We start from the raw sequence: 24,551 nt of genomic DNA, 5'->3' as shown, positions 1-24,551 counted from the left end.
GAGAATAGGGGAGGAATAGGGAGAGGAAACTTGGTCATCCAATTCAAGGGACCTTTTTAGCTCCCGTCCATTCCTGCCCAGTCTCGACAAGAAGCATCTTCCGGTCCGTAGGGATGCATCCCACAAACCAACAGGTTACCCCCATACACTTGTCCGTGGTAATGACAACATCCCACGCAAGCTTGATGTTCAGGGTTTATCGGGAATTGCTCTAAATCCCCAAAAGGATTGTAATATGGCTCCTCTTCCCTAGACTCTAATGGGGAGTCTTCAATGGGTTCTAACCATTCATTTAAAGAAGCTTCTAGATCTCGAAAGAGCAGATTGTCGAGAGTTTCAGCAATCTCGATGGTGATTTCCGCCATCTCACTAACCCACTCTCCTAATTCTTCTTCGACTTCCTGAAAAAACTCTTCAACTCCAGTAGTAAAGCTTTCACAGAGATTCTGCCACTCTTTTTGCCAATCTTCCATAACTTTACTTAATCTTTCTGAAGGCGCTTCAGCTCCTCTTTGAGTTGATCGACTCGATCGCGCAACTCGTTAACTTGCTCCTCATCTGTAGAAGGTTCTGGCTCCTCATCATCCAAAATTTCGATCCGACGAGGTTCTTTGAGCGTTTCTCCTGAATAGGTTTCGGTTTCTTGCTGATTGACTTGTTGTTGAGCGCGATTGACAATTTCTTCGACCATGCGCTTGGCTTCTTCAGCCGTAATTTCTCCGCGCTCTACCATTTCATTGGCTAACTTTTGGGCTTGAGGGCGCAGATCGGCGATCGCGCTTCCAGCCTTTTCCCCTGCATAGGATGCCACCCCAACTCCCATATAGAATGCTTTCTTGACGAAATCTCCTAAACCTGGCATCTCTGAATCCTCGTTCTGACACAGGGCGACCCGGAGTTTACGCCTATTACAAGCATCTCGTATTGCTGCTACCTTCCGGTCCTGACAAGGTTTGAGCGTTGTAATCGCATAAGTCCGGGTCTGGAATCTAGCATAACACTTTAATCGACAGTTGAGGAGATTTCTTTTAGAAAAAAGGGGGATATTTAAGAGAAAAGGGTTGATCCATTACTCAGTCTCTAGCGCCATAACTTGGTCACTCTGCCCATTTTCTGAGCAAATTAGCCACACTTTTGGCAATCAGATCGAATTCGCTCGTTTTACCCTCCCGAGCATATAACGAGCGTTTTACTGTTTCTAAGTCAAACAAAATTTCTCGCCGATCGCGATCGCGGATCAGGCTTTGAACCCACCCAACCGCCACGAGACGCTCCCCCGTGAGAACGGACTCGACTCGATGCAGTGTTGTGGAGGGATAGACAATCGCACTACCCGCCTCTAACTTGTAGCTCTTCTCATCATCTGCTTGCTCAATCACCAATTCCCCTCCCGTATAACTATTGGAATCGCTCAGGAAAACCGTAAACGAGAGATCCGATCTCAGAAAATTTGAGCCACCCATCAATGCATTATCAATGTGCCGTCCATAAGACATGCCTTCCCTATAGCGACTCAATAAAATGGAATGAATTACTTTAGGTCGAGCTATAGCTTGAAAGAGTTGATTTCTTTCGAGGGATTGGGAAATGAGAGAAGATAACGTTTTAGTCTTTCGATTATGCGGTAATTGTTGGTTGTGCTTAACCTGCTGAGTATGCCATCCAGCCGTGAGTTTTCCCTCTACAAATTCGGCTTCCGCGAGGGATTGGGTAAGAGATTGAAGTTCTTCCTCTGTCAACACATTAGGAATACGAACAATCATAGATGGTTAGACCTCTTGCATAAGTGTGAATAAAATGAATAGTCATACAGTTGTTAGTCTAACCAATCCAATAATAGGTATTAACTACGATCTCCAATCAGAAAAACTAAGCTGAATACTTTACTCGGTTCTGCTAAAGGTGTATTCGGAGGATTAACAGAAGGCCAAATGGACTGAAGTTCTTGTAAGCTCTCTAGAATAACTTGGTGGTCATCAGGACGCGATCGCTTCATTGTATCGGCAATGGTTGCATAAAGCTCATTGGCATAAACAACAAACCCTCTAGAATCTTGATATTCTATAATTTCTACAAATCGGTTATCGGCGATCGCCGCTTCATATTCGGCTGCTGCTGTTTCCAACACTCTACCGATGACTTCCAATACAAACTCTGGAGACTCCCTTAAATCTTTAGGGACTGCCATCATTGCGCCATCAATTGCCCTGACAGAGGTTTGGAACCGAGTTCTGAGTCGGGCACTCTGAGGATCGAATTTAACTAAATCATGAAGTTCATTTAGGGTCGTATCAAATTGGGGTACATTGCGATCGGTCAATTGTTCCTCTACATCACCATAGAGTTCTTCTACTGGATGTCCAATATGTGGCTCTGCCTGAGTGTATTCCCCTGCTTCGATTAATTCTTCCGCTACAATCAAATGGCCTTGCATCAGAGCTAGAGCAGTCATATAATCCACATCCAGATCGCCTGAACTTCCCCCTCCTTCGCCCGCTTCACCCCCTTGCTTACTATGTCCATGGCCCTGTTCGCTTACCATATTCAGGGTTTCCAGGGTTGAAACCGATTCTTGGTTTTGACTTTGGCGATACACAGTTGCCCCACTACTCGCACCCATAGTTGTCACTAAACCGATCGCCAAGAACAGTTCTACGGATTTTAGTTGCTTTGTCATTACAATTAAGAATTACTTTCAAGAAAAGCTCATCTGGAGAGGATAGATCTATTTGCTGATTAATGTCAATAGCTAGACTATCTCCTCCATCAAGTCGACAACCCACCCCCTAAACAGGCAAAACATCAAAAAAACCCATACAGCCACGCTCTGCAATATCATCTTGATGGGGATGAAACATATACTGACCGGGGTACTTGTACGAAAATTCTAAGATATGTCGTTCTGCGGTTCCCATCGTAACCACGTCTGATTCTGCTGAAGATTTTAAGGTGCGTCCGGTGGGAAAAATCTGAAACATATTGGCATGAATATGGAACGTGACAGCCGGATCGAACTCAATCATATTCAGCAAGTACAAACGAATTAACTGATTTTGGTAAACGGGAATCGGATGGTCTCGATAGTAATTAGGGATACCATTAAAAGCATAGAGTTCATTTTGATTATCGTTATTGATATCAAAGCCTCCCATCACCATCACCATCTCATCGGCTGGAACTCGTCCCTCTGGTGGATCAACAATTAATAAACCATAGAGTCCTTTGCTAATATGGCGGGTTACGGGGGCAATATGGCAATGATAAGGATGAACACCAAACGGCTCGGCATCAAATTCGTATACCATCGTTTTTCCCTGGCGGATGGGTTCGATCCCATCCATGTCTACGGGGTGTGTACCGTGAAAATGCATACTGTGGGAATGGCCGCCTTCATTATGGAAAACGATCCGAATCCGTTCGCCTTCTTTAGCTCGGAAGGTTGGCCCGGGAACTCTGTCATTTAAGTTCCAACTGATAAAAGTGACTACACTGTTGAGCTGTAATGGAGAGCTTTTAGCGGTGACTTCAAACTCCCGGACTTTTTTACCCTGTTCGTGTTTGACCGTACCATAGTCAAATTCCCGTAATAAGACCATGGGATCGAAGGGATGCTCTGATGGTGGAGTATAGCCTGCTGGCAGAGAAGGAATACGGATGGCTTGAAATGCTTTGGAAATGCTGGGTTTGAGCAGAGCTGAAGCGACCAGTAAACCACCACTGGCAGCTCCAAAGCCCAATAGTTTTCGTCTAGAGACTTGTTGATAAAGATTTTTAGAATGTTGAGGATTCATGGAAGAACTAAGGGAAACACTTTATTAAGAATAATTTCTAAGAGTCAAAATGCAAAGTCGGATAAAGGGTTGGGGAAAGAGCGATCGCCAACCGAGCAATAGGGTTCAAGGTTTATTGCTATGAGCGTGGTTCTATACCCCTTGAATGAAGAGCGTGAAGATTGTTACTAAAATCACCTCTTTTAATGAACAAGCGTCATCATCTAGCTGTAGAATATTAGGAAATAGGGTTTAATTCTCTCTCACAATGTACTACGAGGCTATTCCCTAGAACTTTCCCTATCCACAATAGCCCAAATCAGTATATTTAATGACTAATAGCCAGGAGTAAATACGATGACATCTCTTAAAGACTGGATCTGGAACGAGCGCCAACAAATTGGCAAAGATTACGAATCTATTGAAGAAGTGGCTTTATATGATGAAAGCCACTCAAAGTTTCGTGACCTCAAGCTAGAAAGCCATGAAATACTCAAGCTAATTGGGGCAAAGCCAGGAATGAAACTTCTTGATATTGGCTGTGGCACTGGTATCTTTTCCATAGAAGCCTCCAAGAAAGGATTGGACGTAACTGCTATTGATGTTTCTAACACCATGCTTGAGTACGCTAAGACAAAGGCTAATGAAGCAGAAGTCTCAATCAACTTTGAAGAAGGTGGATTTCTGACTCATACCAGTCCCCCAAGTCATTACGATCTAATCACATCTTCTTTTTCCTTTCACCATCTCCCAGACTTCTTCAAATTCATTGCTCTCGATAGATTGCGAAGATTGATTAAAAGTGATGGTAAATTATTTATTCAGGACGTAATCGTTGAACAGAATAACTATGAACCTAATGTGAACCAGTTTATAGATCGCCAGGAGTCAGTTGGTGGCAACTTTTTAAGAGAGGATGCAATTGTCCATTTCCAGGAAGAATATTCTACTTTTGACTGGATTCTTGAGGAACTCTTTAGGAAGGCTGGCTTTCAGATTGTAGACAGCTCCATTCAAGGTGGATTGCTGGGTCGATATCTATGTAGCCTGGCCTAGCCCTTTATAAGTTCTACGCGCTAGGGAATAGCTTGTATTGCTTAGAGTTTAAAGATTTAAGCTGTATTCTTCCAGAAGAGAGAAGCGCTCTACGGTTTTTGAATTAGGGTCTCTAGAATGCGCTGTTTGCGTTGGCGATCGATCGCAATTAACCGGATATATTCATGGGGATGCTCTTCTAAAATACCGCTCAATTGGAAGAGTGCCTCTTGCAGACTTTGAGTCGATATGGGGCCAGCATTTTGCCACGATCCCGTCCGAAATCTGCGAGAATCAGCGATTTCTACACCTAAACTGTAGCCTCCCTCTAGAATCTGTTGCACTGGTTGAGTAACCTCTGAGGGGAGATTAATAGAGGGAGAATTTGGGGATAATTCCTCTGTCACTCTGGGAGAGGGTGCTGTTGTAGATTCGGGTTTGGGTTGATAAGTGTGGGATAATTTCAGCCGGTTAATGTGCTGCTGCTGTTCTTGCAATTGTTCTGCCATTTGCAGCAGTTGCTCTAAACTCCAGGTTTGGCTGGGAAATTCGGGCGGTTTTTCTTTACTATTAACTAATCGTTTGCCAATTTTGTCATAGCCGACGGTTTCGAGCAGGTGTAAAATTTGGTCATCATACAGGCGCGATCGCAGAACGGCGAAGAAATCAATCGGTTGTTCGGGGAAGCGATCGATTAACTGTTCAATGGTTGCACTCGGAAGATTATCGGGAGCAAAGATACCACTGACAATGCCTACCTTATCTTGGCGATCGGGTTCCCAATAGAATTTTTCCATCCGTCCATCCCGAATGAGGGGAGCGTAGAGCGTGGAAAAGTCGTTTCCCGTGACAATAATGGGGACGCGATGTAGGGGGGTGGGATCGTAGCTTCCGGGAAGTTGCACATCCGTGGGGCGATCGGCAATATTCATTAATGTCCCATGTACCAATTGCGTATTTACCGTATACTGGGTACGCTCATCTAAACGACCTGCCCCCGCATCCAAATCATTAATCATTAATACCGTCATCTTCCCCCGCACCTTAATTAATTCAGCCGCTTCCCGATAGCGCAACCGAATTAACCGAGACGGATCTCCTGCATCCGGACTTTCCAATTCTCCCGCAGACATATGGATAACTTCCACCCCCATCTTCTCAAAGATTAATTCACATTGAAACGTTTTCCCTTCTCCCTTGCGTCCATGAATCCCTAAAATCAGAGGAACCGGCACTTGAGGTAAATCTAAGAAATTCTTGGTGATATGGATAGCAACTTTATTGAGAAATTGAGGCGCAATATAATAAGTCATACAGATTCTGATGCCATCTATCCGATACAGGGACTGAACTTCAGTATTGTATCAGGAAACATGCTAGCTGTATTACTTGCAGGAAGTTGATGATTAAATTGTTGACTTCAGTTAGCAGAAGCTAGTGATATTTTTGCCCAAACAGTCTCATGATTTTCATCCATCATCACAGTTGTGATCTCTTCAACCTTCAGCCTAGAATTAGGAGGAATAATACCCTTAATACTTGCCAACCTTGTACCTCGCTCCCTTAAATTTATCGAAGTCATTGTTTCAATAGTGTTCTGCGTTTGAGGAATTGTATCTTGCTTAATCGTTTTAGTATTATCGTCCTCCAACGTTTGACTACCAGACCGGATTTTACCCAAATAAATCCATCCCTCTATATTCGGTTGCTCTTCCGTGAGCTTTTGCAACAGTTCTTTATCCGGACGATTGGCTATTTCTGCGTTACTATAGAACTCCATCTCAGGATTTTGGGCAGTTTGCACACTGCTCAATTTATCGCGAATATAATCCTTAAATTCGTCGGTCACAGAGTCATCATCAAGGATTAATCCCGATATAGTTTGAGTAAGTGCTTGATTCTGACTGGATATAGGAATCGTGAACAAAATTCGTTTTTCATCATCATCTTCAGCTAAATTATAAAGACTAATCAGGGCAATTTTAGCTTTAGTGTTGTCTTCCCCAGCTAAATTTTCCAACTGTGCCTGAATTAGCTCAACAAACTTTTGCACTCTTTGATTTTCTTGTGCCTGTTCTTTAAGCTCTGTCTGTATTTCTGCTGAATTTCTTGCCGCTATAGTCGCTTGCCACGATGTGTAAATCCCAAAAATAGCGACGATGATACTGACCCCAATCTGTAATTGTTCTAACAATACTTTAGGATTTCCAGATGGAGAGCTGCTCTTTGGCTCATTCATAAAATGCATTCCTATGAATTAAATAAAATCGACTAAGTGTTAAAATTTCATATATCTCTTCTCAATTATTGGATCGGGATTTAGGTTGCGTTTTATCTATCCGATGAGTTTTGCTCTAAGCTCCACCGTAATATCTTGTTGTTCGTTGCTTTAGCATAGTTATAAACCTCTTGCCATTCAGGTGTACTGCGATCCAGCTTAGATAAGCTTTGTGAATACTTAATATTACTTAACAATTGTTTAAAGGCTTTCACCCATTGTCCTGTTCTCAACAGTTGCCTGAATAGTACACCTCGGATGCCTATATTGTACGGTTTGAGTTGTAAAATTGTTTCGTAACAGGCGATCGCCTCTTTACGACTTTTAAGTTTAATTAAGCTTAAGGCCAAATTGTTGTAAGCTAGAATATAATCTGCTTTGATTTCTATCGCTTTTTCATAATTAGATACCGCTTCTTCATGCCGTCTTAGTTTACCCAAAGCAACACCACGACTGTACCAAGAATTTGAGTTGTTTTTGTCAATCTGTATGGCTCTATCAAAGCAGTGAATTGCTTCTTCATATTTTCCTAAGTCATCGCAAAGTATTGCACCCATTGTATTCCAAGCATCAAGGTATTCCGGGTTCAGTTCTATCACTTTTTTGCAACTAGATATAGCTTCCTCATATCGTTCTAGCTTACGCAAAGCAATACCATGATTGTGCCACGCAGAAGGGTAGTTTGATTGCAGCTCTATTGCTTTTTCGCAACTAGATATAGCTTCTCCATACCTTCCTGATTTACGCAAAGCAACACCACGGTTGTACCACGCAGTAGAGTTTTTTTTATCAATTTTTATAAGCTCATCAAAGCAGTAAATTGCTTCTTCATACCTCTCTAAATTATCACAAAGTATTGTACCAAGATTATTCCAAGGATTAGTGTAGCCTGGTTGTATTTCTATCGCTTTTTTATAACTATCTATAGCCTTTTGATACTGTCGCAATTTCTGCAAAGCAACACCACGGCTATGCCAAGAAGCTGAGAAATTTGGTTCAATCTCTATCGCTTTATCAAAACTCTTAATTGCTTCCTCATATCTCCCTAAATCATCACAAAGAATTACACCCATATCATTCCAAGTAGAAGCGTCATCTGGTCGCATTACAATTGATTTCTCACAACTTTTTACTGCCTCCTCATACTGTCCTAGTTCACGCAAAGCTTTACTGCGATTACGCCATGCAGAATAGTCATCTGGTTCCAGTTCTATTGATTTGTCATAACTCAACAAAGACTCTTCATATCTTCCCAATTTACCCAAAGCAACACCACGATTGTGCCAAGCCGATGAAAAACTTTGATCTTTTTCTATCGCTCTATCAAATTTAGAGATGGCCTCTTCTACTCGTCCTAAATCATCACACAAAGTTGCTCCCCACGTATTCCAAGCTCTCACATAGGTTGGATCGAATTCAGTAGCTTTCCTATAGCAAGAAATAGCATTCTCATAACTTTCTTCACTGTCAAATAATAATCCTTGCTTGACTAATAAATTAGCTTTTTGTTCGGCTTCCATATCAGAAGATGTTATGATATTCTTCAGCTCTGCAATTCGTTCTAGGCGTTCTGCACTGGAGAGTTGGCAATACTCCTTATATTTAGATTCCAGTACCCAGTCAATCATTGCACGATCGCTCTTGTCTTGAGGTAAAATAAACAAGCCTACCCGCCAATCATAAAAATCGGGTGCGCGAAATCTAAAATATTGCACTGCAAAATAAGGCAACAGAAAGACAATAGCACAAGGAACATTTGTCCATAGATTTTCTCGGACTTGATTTAAATGATTTAATAAGGGAGGGACATCCTGAAGACTATAATTAGAAATTTTGTCGTCATCCCAACCTAACGAGCGTTTCGCATCCTCATAAGTAAATAAAGCTTCCTCAATTCTTCGTACAACCAAGACTCTGAATTGTTCTTGGTCATATCTAGCTTTTGCTTCGGCATAAAAGGTTCTGGTTTGAGCCTCCAAATCCATGAGTGCAACCCGATTGACACCAAAACTATTTTGCAATCGCTCAATTACTTCTCTTTCTTTATCTTGTCCGCATTGGACAAAAAACCAGCCTGCACCCTCATTATTACGAACGGCACGGATTAACTCGGCAAAAACCTCTTCTTCCGTTTCGGGTTCTAATTCATCTTCATCCCAATCCAGAATATCTTCAACTTTCATTTTTTTCCTCCCGATACTTTTGCCAACGCTCTTTAAATAGTTTAGATCCACGAATTAAAGGATGCACAGTATGCCAAGGATTTGGCGCTTCATACTCATCAACAAAACAATATTCTAAAATGCAACGCCTATAGAGTAAGTCGCGATACTCTGGCTCGTTATATCTGCGTTTAACGCGATAAACATTAAAGAGCAACGGCCAATCAGACTCTTGTAAGGTCTCCATATATCCCCGTCGATATCGACCAATGGCTCGTTTGACTGCTTTTTGCTTAATCGGTACTTCAGTACTTTGATTAATCGCATCTCGTACCATATGCATCAAGTCCCGCAAATGTCCGCCACAACTAATACACAACAATTGTATAGTTTCTTCAGAATCAAAAATATGGGGCACTAATTCTAAATCGCTCGCGCAGGCGGCTCGTTTCTCTAGAGCTGTTCGTAACTTGTTCATTCCAGCTTCTAAAACTTGACCATCCTGAGATTCCACCATAATCATGGGCAGAACTTGAGGAGTTCCGTAGATATCTTGCAGTTCACTAGCTGCCCTAGAATAGAGTAAAGCAATGGGTGCGGTGTAGATGATATCGCATTTTAACCCCCGCATTAATTCGGAGCGGTTAATATAAATATCTTCTAGATTCGTTTGTCCATTTTCATCAACCTGAATCGGAACAATCCGGTCGAGATTATCGGCAATAATAACTACCTTATTTTCCGAATTCTGACTAGATGCTTTAGCACTTTCAATAAATTCGTTCAGTGCTTTAACTAAGGATTCGGTATTGGGTTCAACTAGCTCTCGAATTTGCCTTCGCTTGCTCGGCTCAGTTCGCATCACTGCGGTAATTCGAGTAAATTGAGAAAGAGCAATGCTGACATTAAAATTATCGAGTGAAACTTCAGTTAAAGCAAGCTCGGTTAGTTCTTTCCAGCGAGATCTTAACCAATTGGCGATTGGCAATGGATCTGCCTTATCTTCTAACTCCTTGAGAAGTTGCCGCGTACAAGAAAGGAGGATATCTTGATATTGGGTATCTTGAAAGCTTAAATCTCCTTCATCCTCAGTCGCAGCAGCGAAATAGACCACTACAAATCCATAGTCTTCTAAGTCTTTTTTTAACCGTTTTAACTCTGTGGATTTGCCACCCCCTCGATGTCCGGAGTACAGCAGGCAAGCATTATTCTCCGCCATTTTGATGGGGCCGCCCAACTGTACTAAAATATCTTCATCTCCTCGCACGGAGTTACAATCGACATAGCGAGGATCGTCCGGTTCCAAGGGTACATCCGGTCGGAATGAATTAAATAAGGCTTTGAGGAGACGGTCGGTTTCATTCATAGGACATATTTTGAGGTGGCTGTGTGAATCCTGTAGTCGATGTGCTGATTATAGCGTAAGACAAAGGAGGGGCAAGTGACTTACCCCTCCTCAAATCCGACTAATTTACTAATTTATCGCGTCTTTATAACTTAGTAACGACGGAGATTAGCATTAGGTTTGTGAACAATGAAGCTCAGAACTTGACATTGTTTGATGTTGTCAAATCCCATAACGCGAACGTAGCTTTCGCGATATTCTGCACGACAAGCATCAATTTCAGCCATTACTTCGTTAACAGTTTTAGCGTGGAACAGGGGAAGTTTCCACAGCGTCCAGTAGCGCATTTCGGGGCTGGAATCTTCACTAAATTCCACACCAGCAATATAGCCTTGATCCAAAATGTACTGAATTTGCATTTTGATCTGGGCATCAGTCAGGGGAGGCAGATAAGAAAGCGTTTCGTAACGGCGCTCTTTAGGTAAAGTTTGCATGGTTTTTAAGCAGTTGTGTCTAGAATTTGGACTCGAAGTGATCCAGCAATCGTCAATCTGAATCGGTTGGTGATTGGGTATCAGAAGAAGAATCAGGGATATTAAGTTGCGTTACTCGTTCGAGATATTGACGGCGATGTTCTATATTGCCTTGTTGAATATTACTGCGAACCATTTCGGGTAAGAAATCAGTAACTTCTTCAGCTAGATGTTCTCGTACCGTCATTACCCGGAATGCCATCTCTGGTTTGGCTTGGAAAAGCTCATCAAGATAAGCTTCTCCATCCTGAATTTTTCCGGTTGAGGAAAATCCACTGAGCCAAATCGCTTCACCGGGATTGGTTTCTCTTAACTGATTCGTCACTACTTTGACCGCTTGATAGGTGAGATAACTCGCCATTACACGGCTAGTAGCTTTGGCAACGTTTTTAATATCCATGTCCTGATCTCGGCCGCTAGGATGAAAGAATCCCCGATTTTAGAGGGAGATTTGGGGCAAGATTGTGATCGACAACACTCTTGCCTTTTCTTCCTCTTAACGGATGCTCTAACTCTGGGCAGAGATTAGAGGGTATCCATGGCCTCGAACTCGAACTTGATTTCTTTCCACAGTTCGCAAGCAACGGCCAATTCGGGAGACCATTTACAAGCTTCGCGGATTACGTCGCCACCTTCACGGAAGAGGTTGCGACCTTCGTTACGAGCTTGGATACAAGCTTCGAGAGCAACGCGGTTAGCGGTTGCACCAGGAGCGTTACCCCAGGGGTGACCCAAGGTTCCACCACCGAATTGTAAGCAGGAGTCGTCACCGAAGATTTCTACGAGAGCTGGCATGTGCCATACGTGAATACCACCGGAAGCAACGGGCATTACACCAGGCATGGAAGCCCAATCTTGGGTGAAGTAGATTCCGCGTTGACGGTCTTGTTCGATGTGGTCTTCGCGCATGAGGTCAACGAAGCCCATGGTGATGCCTTTTTCACCTTCGAGTTTACCCACAACGGTTCCAGAGTGGAGGTGATCGCCGCCGGACATGCGTAAGCATTTGGCGAGAACGCGGAAGTGAATTCCGTGGGCTTTCTGACGGTCGATAACGGCGTGCATGGCACGGTGGATGTGCAGTAGTACGCCGTTGTCGCGACACCATCTAGCGAGGGTGGTGTTGGCGGTGAATCCTCCAGTGAGGTAGTCATGCATGATGATGGGGGTACCGATTTCTTTGGCGAATTCGGCCCGTTGCATCATTTGTTCAACGGTAGGAGCGGTTACGTTAAGGTAGTGACCTTTGATTTCACCGGTTTCTGCTTGAGCTTTTTCGATCGCTTCTTGAACGAATAGGAAGCGGTCTCTCCAGCGCATGAAGGGCTGAGAGTTGATGTTTTCGTCGTCTTTGGTGAAGTCTAGACCACCACGGAGACACTCGTATACTGCACGACCGTAGTTTTTAGCCGATAAACCGAGTTTGGGTTTGATGGTACAACCGAGTAGGGGACGACCGTATTTGTTGAGTTTGTCCCGTTCTACGGTGATACCGTGGGGAGGCCCTTGGAAGGTTTTCAGATAAGCGATGGGAATCCGCATATCTTCTAAACGTAGGGCGCGTAGGGCTTTGAAACCGAATACGTTACCTACGATGGAGGTTAACATATTGGTTACAGAACCTTCTTCAAACAGATCCAGGGGATAAGCTACATAACAAATGTATTGGTTATCTTCTCCAGGAACTGATTCAATATCGTAGCAACGACCTTTGTAGCGATCGAGATCGGTTAATAGGTCAGTCCATACAGTCGTCCAGGTTCCGGTGGACGATTCCGCAGCTACCGCAGCGCCTGCTTCTTCGGGAGGAACGCCCGGTTGGGGGGTCATCCGGAATGCGGCCAGAACGTCGGTATCTTTCGGTGTGTAATCTGGTGTGTAGTAGGTTAATTTGTAATCCTTTACACCAGCTTGGTACCCAGCTTTAGACTGAGTTTGAGTTTGAGCGTAAGACATGAAATCCCTTCCTAAAAACTAGCACTTAATACGTTTTGTGCCGATTGGCTAGATGTTTAAGAATATATCAAGATTTGGGCCACTTTACGTTCACTTCTACTTGTTTTGCAAATAATCCTTACTTATATTTACAGCTACCATTAAGCTTTATGACGAAAATCTTGACAAAAGTCTACAATTATTAAGAAGATATTAGACTTATTTTTTTTGATTTGGGTTGGCGATCGCCAGTAAACAGAACTCCTCTGGGGATCGGTGGGTAAAAAGCCCTATGCTTGAGCCATACGTAATGCAATATAACTTTATCTGGCTGGGGAGGAAGACTAGAGTGTATTGTTACGATATGGACATTATTTGTGACAAAAGGATATAGCGATTTCCCCTTGAGGAATAGGAAAGGTGCTAGTCCCTCATCAAGTAGGGGCGAAAAATTTTTCGCCCTCATGCTTTTCTAGGAGGAGGGCATCTTTTGGTATAGTGCCTGTAGGATCATTGAGACGGTAATCATGGCTTTACTTCATACTCCACTGTTTGACTCGTGCGTAAAACTCAAGGCAAAGATGACTGAATTTTCCGGTTGGGAAATGCCAGTACAATTTTCAGGAATCAAACAAGAACATGAAGCAGTCAGAACCCATGTCGGAATGTTTGACATCTCCCATATGGGCAAATTCTTCCTCAGTGGCGCTTCAGTAATCGCCAGTTTACAAACTCTTGTTCCCTCAGATCTTGCTCGTCTAAAACCGGGCCAAGCGCAATATACGGTACTTCTGAATTCAGAAGGAGGCATTATTGACGATATTATTGTCTATCTGCAAAGCCAAGAAGACAACGGAGAGGAAAAAGTCGCTATTATCGTCAATGCTGCTACTTGTGAGGGTGATCGCCAATGGATACAGCAACATCTCGATCCAGATAAAATCCAATTCGACGACCAAACCCTCAACCAAGCACTGATTGCTCTGCAAGGCCCCAAAGCTCTCGAAACCCTACAAACCCTTGTCACCACTAACCTCTCTTCTATCCCTCGCTTTGGTCACATCCCCATTCCCCTGCTCGGTAGTTGGTCTTTCCTCGCTCGCACCGGCTACACAGGCGAAGACGGAGTAGAAATTATGCTCGATCCAGACACGGCTCTTCAACTCTGGGATACCTTACTGCAAACCGGTGTTATCCCTTGTGGTTTAGGAGCTAGGGATACCCTACGCTTAGAAGCCGCCTTAGCGCTCTACGGTCAAGATATCGATCTCACCACCACCCCCCTAGAAGCGGGTTTGAAATGGTTAGTCCATTTGAAAACTAAAGGCGATTTTATCGGTCGATCGGTGTTAGAAGAGCAGCAAGCAAACGGAGTTTCTAAGCGCTTAGTGGGACTACAAGGAGAAGGTCGTCATATTGCTCGTCATGGCTATCCCCTGTTGGCTAGCGGGGAAGTCGTCTCTGAAGTCGCCAGTGGAACGCTTTCCCCTACCCTCGGTTATCCCATTGCCATGGCATACCTACCGAAAAAATGGGCAAAAATTGGGCAAGAACTTGAAGTGGAAATTCGTGGAAAACGGTATCCGATGAAAGTGGTTAAAAAACCGTTTTATCGTGCTGGGTAATGGATCAACTCAGCAGTTCTGATATAGCATATAGTGCTTAATCTTCCCAAAGTCTGCGGCTTTGTTTTCCCTTTAGTAACTCATGGGTTTCATTCAAGAGTTGGGGAATATTGAGCTGGGTGGGACATCGGGGTAAACATTCTCCACATTCAGTACATCGGGAGGCTTTGTTTCCGGGAAACCAATGACCCGCATTTTCAAACATGCCATAGCGATATTTTCCATATTCCACCAAGTCATAGGCAAGAGCTAAATTTCGTAGGCGTAAGACTTCCGGGATATTAATTTCTTCGGGACAGGGTAAGCATTGATAGCATTGATGACATTGGGTTTTTCCCAAGGTGTCGCTCATTTGGCGTTCTAGATGGGATAAAACCTGCTGTTCTGCTTCTGTGAGGGGACGATCGCCCATTTCTAGGAATGAGCCTAACTCTTCTACCGTAGCTGGCCCTATACTTAGGGTCGTAATCCGACGATCGCCCAATAAAAACCGATAACTCAATTCCAAAGGCGAAAACGGTTGGCACAAGGCTTGCAGTTGAGCCGGTGGAGAATACAAGCGCCCTCCCTTATCGGCGGGAGAGATAATAAAAACGCCCATATCTAATTCATTGGCGATCGCCAACAGGGGAGCATGACGTTGAAACGACCAATAATAATGTAAATTTACAAACTCAAATAAACCGGTTTCTAAGGTAGATTGGATTAACTCTAGGGAACCATGGGTAGAAAAACCCACATGATTTACCTTATCATTGGCGATCGCCTCCTGCACCGCCTGCATACACCCGCGATCGCCCTGTATCCATTCCAGATGCTCCCCAGTATTAATCCCATGGATCGCCAAACAATCGATTCGTTTTACCCCCAAACGGGACAAAGACTTATCTATCCACCCTGCCATTATTTTTGGATCGGGAGTTGGTGGCAGTTTCGTAGTTAAATAAACAGACTCGCGGTCTAATTGACGCAATATCCTGCCCAAATAGACCTCACTTGCACCATATCCCCTAGCCGTTTCAATATGATTGATACCTCTTGAGAGTGCCTGTAAAACAATCTGGCCAAACCCTTCCTCCGATCCCAATGGTCGCATTGTCCCCAGGGAAAACACTGATAAATCCAGATTTGTTTTACCAAAGCGTCGATATTTCACGCTACTAACTGTTTCAACTCAACTTGGTGGACGATAATGGGAATCGAATTTTTGCCATTCTCCCCATTCTCCTCATCCTCCCCATCTCCACCTCCCCGCGTCTCCGCGTCCCCGCGTCTCCGCGTCCCCGTGTCTCCGTGTCTCCGCCAGCTACTCTCCATTCACCGATCGCCCTTTACCCCGTTGGGCAAAATCTTCAGGTCGCAAACCCGATAGAAAATCGCGGAATGCCTCTTGTTCAGCTTCATCTGCCTCTTGATCGACTGGAATTGAGGCATTCGCGATCACCTCTTCCATCACCCAAATAGAAGTTCCCGTTCGTAGAGCTAAGGCAATAGCATCAGAGGGCCGAGCATCAATTTCATGGACAACATCCCCTTGACGCATCGTCAGCAGGGCATAAAAGGTATTATCATGGAGCGCGTGAACTACCACTCTCTCTAGGGACATCTCCCAAGTTTCTAAGACATTCACCATCAAATCGTGGGTCAGGGGTCGAGGAGGTTTTTGCCTCTCCAAAGCATTAATGATCGCCCTGGCTTGGTCTTGACCAATGTAAATGGGCAAGGCACGGCGCTCCGTCGTATCCTTTAATAGAACAATGGGACTGCGCGTGCCCGCATCTAATGCAATTCCAGCAACTCTCATTTCAATCATCGGGTAAAGCCTCTAGATCACTCTCTGGCAAGGGATGCTTATCCTTGGGCTGCGTTGCTCGTAGATAAGATCGGGTGTTGTCTGGGGTTTCCTAAAGGATAAACTGATTCAGGAAACCCATACAGTATTCTCTACCTTAAAATCGATTATCCTAATTAGACCATAAGTTTATATAAAATCTGTAATCTGTCTTCTTCTCATCTTAAGCTCACTTTTCTTGAACGTTACCCGTGTTTACCGGATTAATCCAAACCTTAGGGACACTCACTCCTCTGAATGATTACCAAGTCCAAATTATCTGTTCTCCTGAAGGGAGAGGGCTAATTTTGGCGGATTTAGCCATAGGCGATAGTGTCGCAGTCGATGGCGTATGCCTGACAGTAGAAACCCTGCTTTCCCAGGGGTTTATTGCTGCTGTCTCACCAGAAACTCTCAGTCGCACTACCCTGAACCATCGAGCCATGAGCCAAGTCCCTGTGAATCTCGAAACCTCTTTGAAGGTGGGGAGTAAATTAGGGGGTCACTTTGTGACGGGTCATGTGGATGGTACGGGGGAAGTTCTGTCGGTGATACAGACGGCGATCGCCTGGGAAATGGTTTTTCACCTGAACACCCCCAATCTAGCCCGCTATATTGTCCCCAAAGGCAGTATTGCCGTGAATGGGATTAGCTTAACTCTCGCTCAAGACCAAGGCGCAACCCATACGTTTAAGGTCGCGGTGATTCCCCATACTTTCGACCATACTAATTTACAGTATCTACATCCCGGAGATGTAGTCAATTTGGAGGGAGACATTTTAGGTAAATATGTGGAAGGATTATTGCGATTGCCACATAAAAAACCCGAAAACCCCATTACTGCGGACTTCTTAAGCGAACATGGGTACGGGTAGATAGGGGGATAGGGAGGTGGGGGATCTTACAAGTAGAAGTATCTTATTCCCCGCATCCCCGCGTCCCCGCGTCCCCGCGTCCCGAGCGTCTCCTACATCGGGCGAATGTTCACATAGGGCAACTCTTCAACCGCCAGTTCCGGAGCTGGTAATTGTTGCAGTTCCTTGGCATTGCCACCGGTATAAGGAGTTGCTGAGGCCGTTTCCCAGGATTGGATAAACCGAGCTAAGGCATATTCCAACTGTGCCCCAGCGTCCAAAGCTACCCAACCGTCTTCTGTTTGTTCTCGCAATTCAAAATGCAGGTGGGGTCCTGTAGAATTTCCTGTGCTGCCCACACTTCCAATGACCGTACCTTGTTCTACTTCTTCACCTGGTTCAACAAATACTTCAGACAAGTGGGCATAGAGGGTTTCTTGGGTTCCATTACTATGTTCGAGAACCACAGTTAAGCCGTATCCACCCAAGAAATTGGCGATCGCCACCCGTCCAGCCAACGCGGCTAACACATGGGTTCCCGTAGCTGCCGCAATATCTGTACCGCTATGGAATCTCCAATCTCCATAAATCGGATGCAATCTCCAGCCAAAATGGGAGCTAACTTGAGCAGGAATCGCCAGAGGATACAATAAACTCACATTGCCATTACCCGGCAAACCCATGGGTTTTTGAGTATTAAAATAAGACCGACCGCTCGCTGTCGTTCCCCCAACCACTGGAGCAGGTGCTGGCGCTGGTGCATACTCTTCATTGCTCGTTCCATAGGAGGGCGCTGGCTGATAATTTTCTGGAGACCAAGCAGGAATAGGTTCAGAAGGGGCACTAGGAGTTGGAGCCGGAGCAGCAGCCGTATAATCCCGAGATTCCGGTGCCGAAACAGTAGGAGCAGAGTTCTCATAAACCACCACTTCCGTCGGTTCTTCATAAGCAGCCGTTGCACCTGTATCAAAATCGTTAGAAGTATCAATATAGGCACTTTCTTGAGCCGTATTCTCTTGAGCCGTTGTTGTATTTTCTGGCATCAAGTCCGAAGCAGAATAGGAAATAGGAGCCTCTTGATGGGTTTCAATCACCACTGGTACAGAAGCATCATCAAAGGTTTCTGGTTCATAGGCGGCTGGTTCGGGAGTCCATTCTGGCTCATAAGCCGCCGGTTCAGGTTCAGGAGTCCATTCTGGCTCATAGGCGGCTGGTTCAGGAGTCCATTGCGGCTCATAGGCGGCTGGTTCAGGAGTCCATTGCGGCTCATAGGCGGCTGGTTCAGGAGTCCATTGCGGCTCATAAGCCGGTTCATATGCTGGCTCATAAGCCGGTTCATATGCTGGTTCTGTCCATTCGACTTCAGGAACCGCATCATAAGCAACCGGATCAATGGAGTCTTGTTCGTAGGCAGCGCCTCGATTGGGAGTCCAAACCATGCTAGCACTGAGTAAACCTAGGGCCCCTAACCAACCGAGTCCTTGCATGAGCAGGGAACGGTGACAGGTGAGGCAAAATAAAGTGCGGGTATATTGGCGATCTGGGCTGGGATTTGGAGTGGGTGTTGTCTTATCCGTACTCATCTGAATTCGTTGGCGGTTAAGTGTTTTCACGATTAGTGGCTCGATTTGTATCCCATTATTGGGTCTCTGACAAGTTTTATCATATATTTCTTAACTTCTGTAGGAGTTCTTATAACCTAATTGAATTTCGCCAGGGTTGAAGAGGACTTGGGAGGAGTTCAGGTCAATACAGAGCTGACCTGTCTCCGTAATACCTCGAATCTTGCCGTTTTGTCCTTGGATACTGATGGGTTGCCCAACATGGGTCAGCAGTTGATTGTAGGCAGAGATGAGAGTTGCTCCTTTTTTCCGATCGCTCGCCTCGTATCCGGAGATTAATCCCCTTAAGATTAGGGCTAAAAGATCTTCTAGATAAGTGAGATCGCTGGTAACCGATCGCTCGTTGAACCCTTCTTTGAGGCTAATTCCCGGTTCAGGTACTGGGTTTTCCCAATTTATCCCCACCCCAACAACAGCCTGGTGAATCTGGTTTTGATGCACGCGAGTTTCGGTGAGAATACCTCCCACTTTTCTTTGATTAAGGATTAAGTCATTGGGCCATTTGATTTGTATGGGGAGTTGGGTTTCTGAGTTGTCGGGTTGATGATATTGACGCAAGAGAGTGGCTATTCCCCAAGCGCTACTAATGGTGAGCAATAGCGCTTTCTCAGTGGGCAATTTAGGGGCGATCGCCCAAGACAGATATAGCCCTCCATCACCAGAAGACCACGATCGCCCCCATTGTCCTCGCCCAGAGGTTTGCTGCCTGGCGATCGCCACTGTACCAGTTGGGGCACCTTCCCTGAGCAGTTGCCACAGGGTTTGATTCGTCGATTCTAGGGTCTCGAATGGGTGGATAGGCGGCAGGGGAAGAGGTTCTAGATTTAATTGGTTGGCGATTTTTTCCCAGGTTTGGTGAATTCGGTCTTGATTCAGGTTCATTTAGTTAAGGCTGAAGTCGCATATTCTGTCATTTCTTTACCCTTTAGGTTAATTATTAATGCAAAATATTGGTCTTCTTTTTAACGCCAAACCCGCATCTAATTACAAGCGACTACAAAGATTTTTTCGAGGGTTTGACCTCGATTATACTGAAATCGCCCAGATTATAGTCTGTTGGATGCACATACCCCAACCTTGGGTTTTGAGTGTAGACCGTACCAGTTGGGAATTAGGAAAGCATTGCTACAAATCCTCACCTTGGGTATTATCGATCAGGGAGTTGCCATGCCCGTATTGTGGTGGATACTGGAAAAGAAAGGCAATAGTAACAGCGATCAGAGAATGAGATGGCTCGAAGCCTTTCATCGTCTCTTCCCTGAGGCTGAGATTGCCTTCATCTGTGGGGACCGAGAATTGATCGGACAGGCTTGGGTGAGGTACTTGCTTTGAGAACCGTCTCTGGCTTTCCGACTGCGAATTCGACAGAGCGATCGCATTGAACATAAAGGAAAGTATTTACCCGCTCGAGTGCTTTTTGTTCATTTGAGAAAGGGGGAATCTCAACAATTACAAGGGGTCTATACTTCTCAGCATGTCACAAGGGTTTTCTGATTTCTGAAGTGTTACCCTTTCTGTAACCAACAGAAGACTTGCCTATTGCCTATTGCCTAATAACAGTAAAAACTGTTCTCAGTAACCTCAATTCAACAAAATCTTATTAATCATACCACTCGTAGAAGTGGCTACTTCAATCTGAATCAGTTCTAGACGACAACCACAGGCTCTAACGACTGGCATTTCCGGTAAAGTTTCTGGTGTATAGTCTCCTCCTTTGGCATAAATATCAGGTTTTAGGGTTTCAATTAAGGGAATAGCCGTTAAAGAGTCAAAAATGATCGCCCCGTCAACAGGTTTTAAGCCCATCACCAGTTCTGCTCGTTGAGATTCAGGTACAATGGGGCGATTGGGTTTGAGGTTGCCCACGGAGCGATCGCTATTAATGCCAACAATGAGCGATCGCCCAAACGACTTTGCCTGTTGTAAATACCGTAAATGACCAATATGAAGCAAGTCAAAGCAGCCATTCGTTAGAACCAACGGCCGCCAATTTTGTGGAGAGGCTATAATTTGGGTTTCTAATTGCTCAAGGGTAAATATCATAAGACCCATTATCAAAGATTAACACTGAGCTTTATCGCCGAAAACCGTACTCAAGGGTAAAAAACTGAGGATTTAAAAAGGTGACCTTATCGTCTCAACCACCAGTGTAAACCCCAGCCGATCGCAAAGCCTAATCCCCCAAACCGCACCGCTTGCCAAAAGGGTTCTTTGACCGTTAACCAGGACAGGAGGCGACTTTCTAGCTCTACTTCCAAGGTTGCTATTTGTTCTTTAATGTGTTTAAGTTCCGTTTGCAGTTGCCCTAACCGGTGCTGAAGATCCTGTTTTTGCTGCTGTCCTTCTTTGACTTGGGTATACCGTTGTTTGAGACTTGATAGGCTCTCTTCTAAGTCCATCAAGCTCTGTTCCCAGTCAGGTTGGGGATCGGTTTCAGAGGGGGGAGAGCGATCGTCGGACATGGGAGAATGCTTTCAGAGGAAGACAGAGGGACACGGAAAATGGGATGATTTTTGGAATTTAGGACTATTCCGTTACAATCAAGAACAACGGTATTCTATCAAGGTTATCTGCTCCAATGTCTAATTTTTCCACTACACAGACCCCGATCGCCGATCGCCTCTCAGATCTGACGACTCTGGAGATTGCACAAGTCTTAGCTCAACGGTTAGCCATTTCTTCAGCCGATTGGCATAAGCTCAAGTCTAACCGTACCGCGAGGGCCCAGGAACAGGCGATCGCTGCTCTAATTTTCCTATTAAAAAACCAAAAAGAAGAAGCACTTCCTCGACTGCAACAAGCTACCGGTTGGCTCGATCGCTCTATTAGCGCTCCTCCTTGTCCCGATCATCGCTAAAGCTTGGACTATCTCCAACTTTTGCACAGTCGCAGTTCTCGATCTTCCGGAGACCAATGGACTTGATCGAAAATTTGGTGGAGAATAAACAAACCGCGCCCACATTCGGACTCATGCTCAGGAAGCCCCGCCGAGTCAACGGGAATACAGGAACAGTTCTCCCTGCTTTGGCATCCTTGATCTGAAATCACCCACCAGTGATAGCCTTCGGATACTGAAAACCTCACAGAAACTTGCTTACCCGGATCGAGATTATTACCATGTTTAGCTGCATTTACCAGGGCTTCTTGTAGTCCGAGTCTAACCTGTGCTTGCCAGTCGAGAGGCACATGGGAAGGGATGTGAGTGAGGAGTAGATCGAGTACAGGACACAGGTACAACGTAGAAGCGAAACTAATGGTATTCCATTGCCGGCGCACGGGACGAGGTGAAATAGCAATCACAACTTCAAATCCTTAATCATTACAAAGGGACAGTATCTGAGCGGAGCAAATAGCATGGTTTTGAAAGTCAGATGACCTGAGTGTAAATGGCGATCGCGTTAACCTAATTTTGATGATTCATAAGAAATTAAAAGCTTTTCCTCGATTAAAATGATGGGTTGACGGTTCAATTGGTGAGGCTTTGATTAATATTTTAGTTCTCCATTCGCATCACCTAGATTGGGAAGAATTGGGGGTTAGCAATTGCTCCAGAAAGGATAAATTAAAGTTCTTCTACTATCTAATTATATCAAAACGGCTTTAAAAAGACATCCGTGTAGCAGATATATCCAGGACGATCAAAGAATCTGTAACCGAATTTCATGACCCGTTATACTATAATTAAGGATCTTTTCCTTGCTTCATTTTGGCAACACAAGTGGTTATTCAGGACAAGAAAGTTCTCAATATTACTTTGAATCCTACATTTTATCGGGCCAGCGAACCTCATGATTTCATCCACCCTTCTTCCTCCTTCCGTCAATCTTGAGTCAGTTAGATTAGAAATTCGAGCCTTACAGCCTGAACTGGTCCAATGGCGAAGGCAAATTCATCAATGTCCTGAGCTGGGTTTTGAGGAATATTTGACCTCAGCTTTTGTGTCAAAACTGCTGACCCGATGGGGGATTGAGCATCAAACGGGGATTGCCGGAACTGGTATTGTCGCCACCCTTACCGGCCAAACCCCTGGCCCTGTTTTAGCGATTCGCGCTGATATGGATGCTTTACCCATTAACGAACTCAATCGAGTTCCGTATCGATCGCAGCATGAAGGTAAAATGCACGCCTGCGGCCATGACGGTCATACGGCGATCGCCCTAGGAACTGCCCACTATTTAGCCAAACACCGGCAGAACTTTTCCGGAACCATAAAAATCATTTTCCAGCCCGCAGAGGAAGGGCCAGGGGGTGCTAAACCCATGATTGAAGCCGGGGTGCTAAAAAACCCTGATGTCGATGCCCTCATCGGTCTGCACCTGTGGAATGTCCTACCCATGGGTAAAGTTGCCCTTCGCAGCGGCCCATTTATGGCAGCCGTAGAATCGTTTAAACTCTTGATTATGGGCAAAGGCGGCCATGGAGCCATGCCCCATCAAACCATAGATTCAGTCATGGTCAGCGCTCAAATTGTCAATACGCTCCAGACGATTGTCTCCCGCAACGTCAACCCCTTACAATCGGCTGTCGTTACTATTGGAGAACTCCATGCAGGGACTCGCCATAACGTCATCGCAGATACGGCCAAACTGAGCGGAACGGTCCGCTATTTTGATCCCCAATTCCAAGGTTATCTACAAGAGCGGATTGAACAAACGATAGCTGGAATCTGCCAGATCCATGGTGCAACCTACGATCTCAACTACTGGCAGCAATATCCAGCCGTCATTAACGATCGCCGCATGTCCAGTTTTGTATATTCTGTCGCCCAAGGAGTCGTAGAAACCTCCAATGAACTCCTGCCCGACTATCAAACCCTAGCGGCCGAAGATGTCTCTTTCTTCCTGCAACAGGTTCCTGGATGCTACTTCTTTCTGGGATCGGCCAACCCAGAGCGAGATCTTGCCTATCCCCATCACCATCCCCGGTTTGACTTTGACGAGATTGTATTACAGATGGGGGTAGAACTCTTTGTACGCTGTGCCGAGGAGTTTGGCAGGAGTTTCCCGCTCTAGGAGAAGATAGCGAGATAGAAATAACCTCCTATTCCCTATTCCCCGATCGACAAGAGAGACCAGCAGAAGGACACTGATAGGCTTGGGAAATCGCCTCTAGAACAGCAATCGCTAAAGGGCCTTTCGCCCACAGCTCAACCCGTCTTTGGTTTTCCTGATAACTCAAATCCAAAATCAACACCTCTGGCGGAGAATAGGGCAACTTCTCCGCCCACTCAATGGCTACAATACCCAGAGGGACTTCTACACCTTCCCAATATAATTCTGGATTCAGGCTAGGCACTTGGGCGGGACTGAGGCGATAGAGATCGAAATGGTAGAGAGGCACTCTGCTATCAAGATATTCATTAATTAAGGTAAACGTGGGACTGTCAATGAGATCCTCAATACCGAGTCCCTTACCGAGTCCCTGAATTAACGTCGTTTTCCCCGTACCCAAATCCCCATTGAGAAGGACAACACTTCCGGGGGCTAGAATTTGACCGAGTTTGATCCCCAATTCTTCAGTGGATTGAGCATCAGGCAGGTCAAGAGAAAGATGCATAGTTG

25 protein-coding genes, 1 other RNA gene and 1 pseudogene are annotated in these 24,551 nt (G+C 45.0%); 6 read left to right on the top strand and 21 right to left on the bottom strand.

Going from position 1 to position 24,551, the window contains the following annotated elements:
* Window positions 1–56: 56 nt before the first annotated feature.
* The 6 genes from AC3A14_RS04915 to AC3A14_RS04890 form a co-directional block, all read right to left on the bottom strand.
* The gene (locus AC3A14_RS04915; protein ID WP_318732956.1) at window positions 57–473 is read right to left on the bottom strand and encodes a hypothetical protein; all 417 of its coding nucleotides are present in this window, start codon (window positions 471–473) and stop codon (window positions 57–59) included.
* An 8-nt stretch (window positions 474–481) separates the two neighbouring features.
* On the bottom strand, window positions 482–862 hold the full coding sequence (locus tag AC3A14_RS04910; RefSeq protein WP_318732955.1) for a phasin family protein: 381 nt from the start codon (window positions 860–862) through the stop codon (window positions 482–484).
* 24 nt (window positions 863–886) lie between these two features.
* An RNA gene (ffs, locus tag AC3A14_RS04905) (signal recognition particle sRNA small type) lies at window positions 887–983 on the bottom strand.
* 114 nt (window positions 984–1,097) lie between these two features.
* A complete protein-coding gene (locus tag AC3A14_RS04900; protein WP_318732954.1) occupies window positions 1,098–1,763 on the bottom strand; it encodes a Fe2+-dependent dioxygenase in 666 nt (221 codons plus the stop codon).
* A gap of 80 nt (window positions 1,764–1,843) precedes the next feature.
* On the bottom strand, window positions 1,844–2,677 hold the full coding sequence (locus AC3A14_RS04895) for a hypothetical protein (RefSeq protein ID WP_318732953.1): 834 nt from the start codon (window positions 2,675–2,677) through the stop codon (window positions 1,844–1,846).
* Window positions 2,678–2,786: 109 nt separating this feature from the next.
* Window positions 2,787–3,791 carry a multicopper oxidase domain-containing protein gene (locus AC3A14_RS04890; RefSeq protein WP_318732952.1) on the bottom strand — a complete coding sequence of 335 codons (1,005 nt, stop codon included), beginning with the start codon at window positions 3,789–3,791 and terminating at the stop codon, window positions 2,787–2,789.
* A 336-nt stretch (window positions 3,792–4,127) separates the two neighbouring features.
* Here AC3A14_RS04890 and AC3A14_RS04885 point away from each other — a divergent pair, with 336 nt between their 5' ends.
* The gene (locus AC3A14_RS04885; RefSeq protein WP_318732951.1) at window positions 4,128–4,826 is read left to right on the top strand and encodes a class I SAM-dependent methyltransferase; all 699 of its coding nucleotides are present in this window, start codon (window positions 4,128–4,130) and stop codon (window positions 4,824–4,826) included.
* Window positions 4,827–4,915: 89 nt separating this feature from the next.
* Here AC3A14_RS04885 and AC3A14_RS04880 read toward each other — a convergent pair whose 3' ends face one another.
* The 7 genes from AC3A14_RS04880 to AC3A14_RS04850 form a co-directional block, all read right to left on the bottom strand.
* Window positions 4,916–6,118, bottom strand: a complete 1,203-nt coding sequence (locus AC3A14_RS04880) for an AAA family ATPase (RefSeq protein WP_318732950.1) — start codon at window positions 6,116–6,118, stop codon at window positions 4,916–4,918.
* Between the two features lie 107 nt (window positions 6,119–6,225).
* Window positions 6,226–7,044: a hypothetical protein gene (locus AC3A14_RS04875; protein ID WP_318732949.1), complete on the bottom strand. Its 819-nt coding sequence runs from the start codon at window positions 7,042–7,044 to the stop codon at window positions 6,226–6,228.
* 92 nt (window positions 7,045–7,136) lie between these two features.
* Entirely contained in the window at window positions 7,137–9,266 is a 2,130-nt protein-coding gene (locus AC3A14_RS04870) for a tetratricopeptide repeat protein (protein WP_318732948.1), read from the bottom strand.
* Window positions 9,256–10,611, bottom strand: a complete 1,356-nt coding sequence (locus AC3A14_RS04865; protein WP_318732947.1) for a P-loop NTPase fold protein — start codon at window positions 10,609–10,611, stop codon at window positions 9,256–9,258. The genes AC3A14_RS04870 and AC3A14_RS04865 overlap by 11 nt, the downstream gene beginning before the upstream one ends.
* 131 nt (window positions 10,612–10,742) lie before the next feature.
* Window positions 10,743–11,084 carry a ribulose bisphosphate carboxylase small subunit gene (locus tag AC3A14_RS04860; RefSeq protein WP_271942267.1) on the bottom strand — a complete coding sequence of 114 codons (342 nt, stop codon included), beginning with the start codon at window positions 11,082–11,084 and terminating at the stop codon, window positions 10,743–10,745.
* 52 nt (window positions 11,085–11,136) lie between these two features.
* The gene (gene rcbX / locus AC3A14_RS04855) at window positions 11,137–11,523 is read right to left on the bottom strand and encodes a RuBisCO chaperone RbcX (RefSeq protein WP_318701650.1); all 387 of its coding nucleotides are present in this window, start codon (window positions 11,521–11,523) and stop codon (window positions 11,137–11,139) included.
* 125 nt (window positions 11,524–11,648) lie between these two features.
* The gene (locus AC3A14_RS04850) at window positions 11,649–13,079 is read right to left on the bottom strand and encodes a form I ribulose bisphosphate carboxylase large subunit (protein ID WP_271942261.1); all 1,431 of its coding nucleotides are present in this window, start codon (window positions 13,077–13,079) and stop codon (window positions 11,649–11,651) included.
* A gap of 506 nt (window positions 13,080–13,585) precedes the next feature.
* Here AC3A14_RS04850 and gcvT point away from each other — a divergent pair.
* The gene (gene gcvT, locus AC3A14_RS04845) at window positions 13,586–14,683 is read left to right on the top strand and encodes a glycine cleavage system aminomethyltransferase GcvT (protein ID WP_318701652.1); all 1,098 of its coding nucleotides are present in this window, start codon (window positions 13,586–13,588) and stop codon (window positions 14,681–14,683) included.
* A 37-nt stretch (window positions 14,684–14,720) separates the two neighbouring features.
* Here the strand turns inward: gcvT and AC3A14_RS04840 are convergent, their stop codons facing one another.
* Together AC3A14_RS04840 and AC3A14_RS04835 are read right to left on the bottom strand one after the other, a co-directional pair.
* Complete coding sequence (locus AC3A14_RS04840) at window positions 14,721–15,839, bottom strand: aldo/keto reductase (RefSeq protein WP_318736150.1); 1,119 nt, start codon at window positions 15,837–15,839, stop codon at window positions 14,721–14,723.
* A gap of 150 nt (window positions 15,840–15,989) precedes the next feature.
* Complete coding sequence (locus AC3A14_RS04835) at window positions 15,990–16,496, bottom strand: bifunctional nuclease family protein (RefSeq protein WP_318734436.1); 507 nt, start codon at window positions 16,494–16,496, stop codon at window positions 15,990–15,992.
* Between the two features lie 230 nt (window positions 16,497–16,726).
* Here AC3A14_RS04835 and AC3A14_RS04830 point away from each other — a divergent pair, with 230 nt between their 5' ends.
* Window positions 16,727–17,389, top strand: coding sequence for a riboflavin synthase (locus AC3A14_RS04830; protein WP_318734439.1), 663 nt, complete (start codon window positions 16,727–16,729; stop codon window positions 17,387–17,389).
* A gap of 92 nt (window positions 17,390–17,481) precedes the next feature.
* Here AC3A14_RS04830 and AC3A14_RS04825 read toward each other — a convergent pair whose 3' ends face one another.
* Together AC3A14_RS04825 and AC3A14_RS04820 are read right to left on the bottom strand one after the other, a co-directional pair.
* Window positions 17,482–18,981, bottom strand: a complete 1,500-nt coding sequence (locus AC3A14_RS04825) for a M23 family metallopeptidase (protein WP_487778922.1) — start codon at window positions 18,979–18,981, stop codon at window positions 17,482–17,484.
* A 60-nt stretch (window positions 18,982–19,041) separates the two neighbouring features.
* Window positions 19,042–19,872, bottom strand: coding sequence for a biotin--[acetyl-CoA-carboxylase] ligase (locus AC3A14_RS04820; protein ID WP_318734445.1), 831 nt, complete (start codon window positions 19,870–19,872; stop codon window positions 19,042–19,044).
* A 91-nt stretch (window positions 19,873–19,963) separates the two neighbouring features.
* On the opposite strand from AC3A14_RS04820, the pseudogene AC3A14_RS04815 reads away from it, so the two are divergent.
* A pseudogene (locus AC3A14_RS04815) lies at window positions 19,964–20,448 on the top strand (transposase family protein); the annotation flags it as partial.
* Between the two features lie 123 nt (window positions 20,449–20,571).
* Here AC3A14_RS04815 and AC3A14_RS04810 read toward each other — a convergent pair.
* Both AC3A14_RS04810 and AC3A14_RS04805 read right to left on the bottom strand, forming a co-directional pair.
* Window positions 20,572–21,042, bottom strand: a complete 471-nt coding sequence (locus AC3A14_RS04810) for an adenylyltransferase/cytidyltransferase family protein (RefSeq protein ID WP_413039250.1) — start codon at window positions 21,040–21,042, stop codon at window positions 20,572–20,574.
* Between the two features lie 77 nt (window positions 21,043–21,119).
* Window positions 21,120–21,452, bottom strand: a complete 333-nt coding sequence (locus AC3A14_RS04805; protein WP_318701668.1) for a sll0565 family protein — start codon at window positions 21,450–21,452, stop codon at window positions 21,120–21,122.
* A 116-nt stretch (window positions 21,453–21,568) separates the two neighbouring features.
* Between AC3A14_RS04805 and AC3A14_RS04800 the strand changes: the two genes are divergently transcribed.
* On the top strand, window positions 21,569–21,847 hold the full coding sequence (locus tag AC3A14_RS04800; RefSeq protein WP_318701670.1) for a DUF6439 family protein: 279 nt from the start codon (window positions 21,569–21,571) through the stop codon (window positions 21,845–21,847).
* Window positions 21,848–21,855: 8 nt separating this feature from the next.
* On the opposite strand, the gene AC3A14_RS04795 is transcribed toward AC3A14_RS04800, so the two are convergent.
* Window positions 21,856–22,290, bottom strand: a complete 435-nt coding sequence (locus tag AC3A14_RS04795; protein ID WP_318701672.1) for an ATP-binding protein — start codon at window positions 22,288–22,290, stop codon at window positions 21,856–21,858.
* Window positions 22,291–22,778: 488 nt separating this feature from the next.
* On the opposite strand from AC3A14_RS04795, the gene AC3A14_RS04790 reads away from it, so the two are divergent.
* Window positions 22,779–24,002 (top strand): M20 metallopeptidase family protein, encoded by a 1,224-nt coding sequence (locus AC3A14_RS04790; protein WP_318734452.1) that lies wholly within the window; start codon window positions 22,779–22,781, stop codon window positions 24,000–24,002.
* Between the two features lie 28 nt (window positions 24,003–24,030).
* On the opposite strand, the gene tsaE is transcribed toward AC3A14_RS04790, so the two are convergent.
* On the bottom strand, window positions 24,031–24,546 hold the full coding sequence (gene tsaE, locus AC3A14_RS04785) for a tRNA (adenosine(37)-N6)-threonylcarbamoyltransferase complex ATPase subunit type 1 TsaE (RefSeq protein WP_318701676.1): 516 nt from the start codon (window positions 24,544–24,546) through the stop codon (window positions 24,031–24,033).
* Between the last annotated feature and the right edge of the window lie 5 nt (window positions 24,547–24,551).

The organism is Roseofilum sp., from assembly GCF_982964205.1.
Note: the sequence above shows the minus strand (reverse complement) of the source record. Positions and strands in the feature narration are given on the sequence as shown.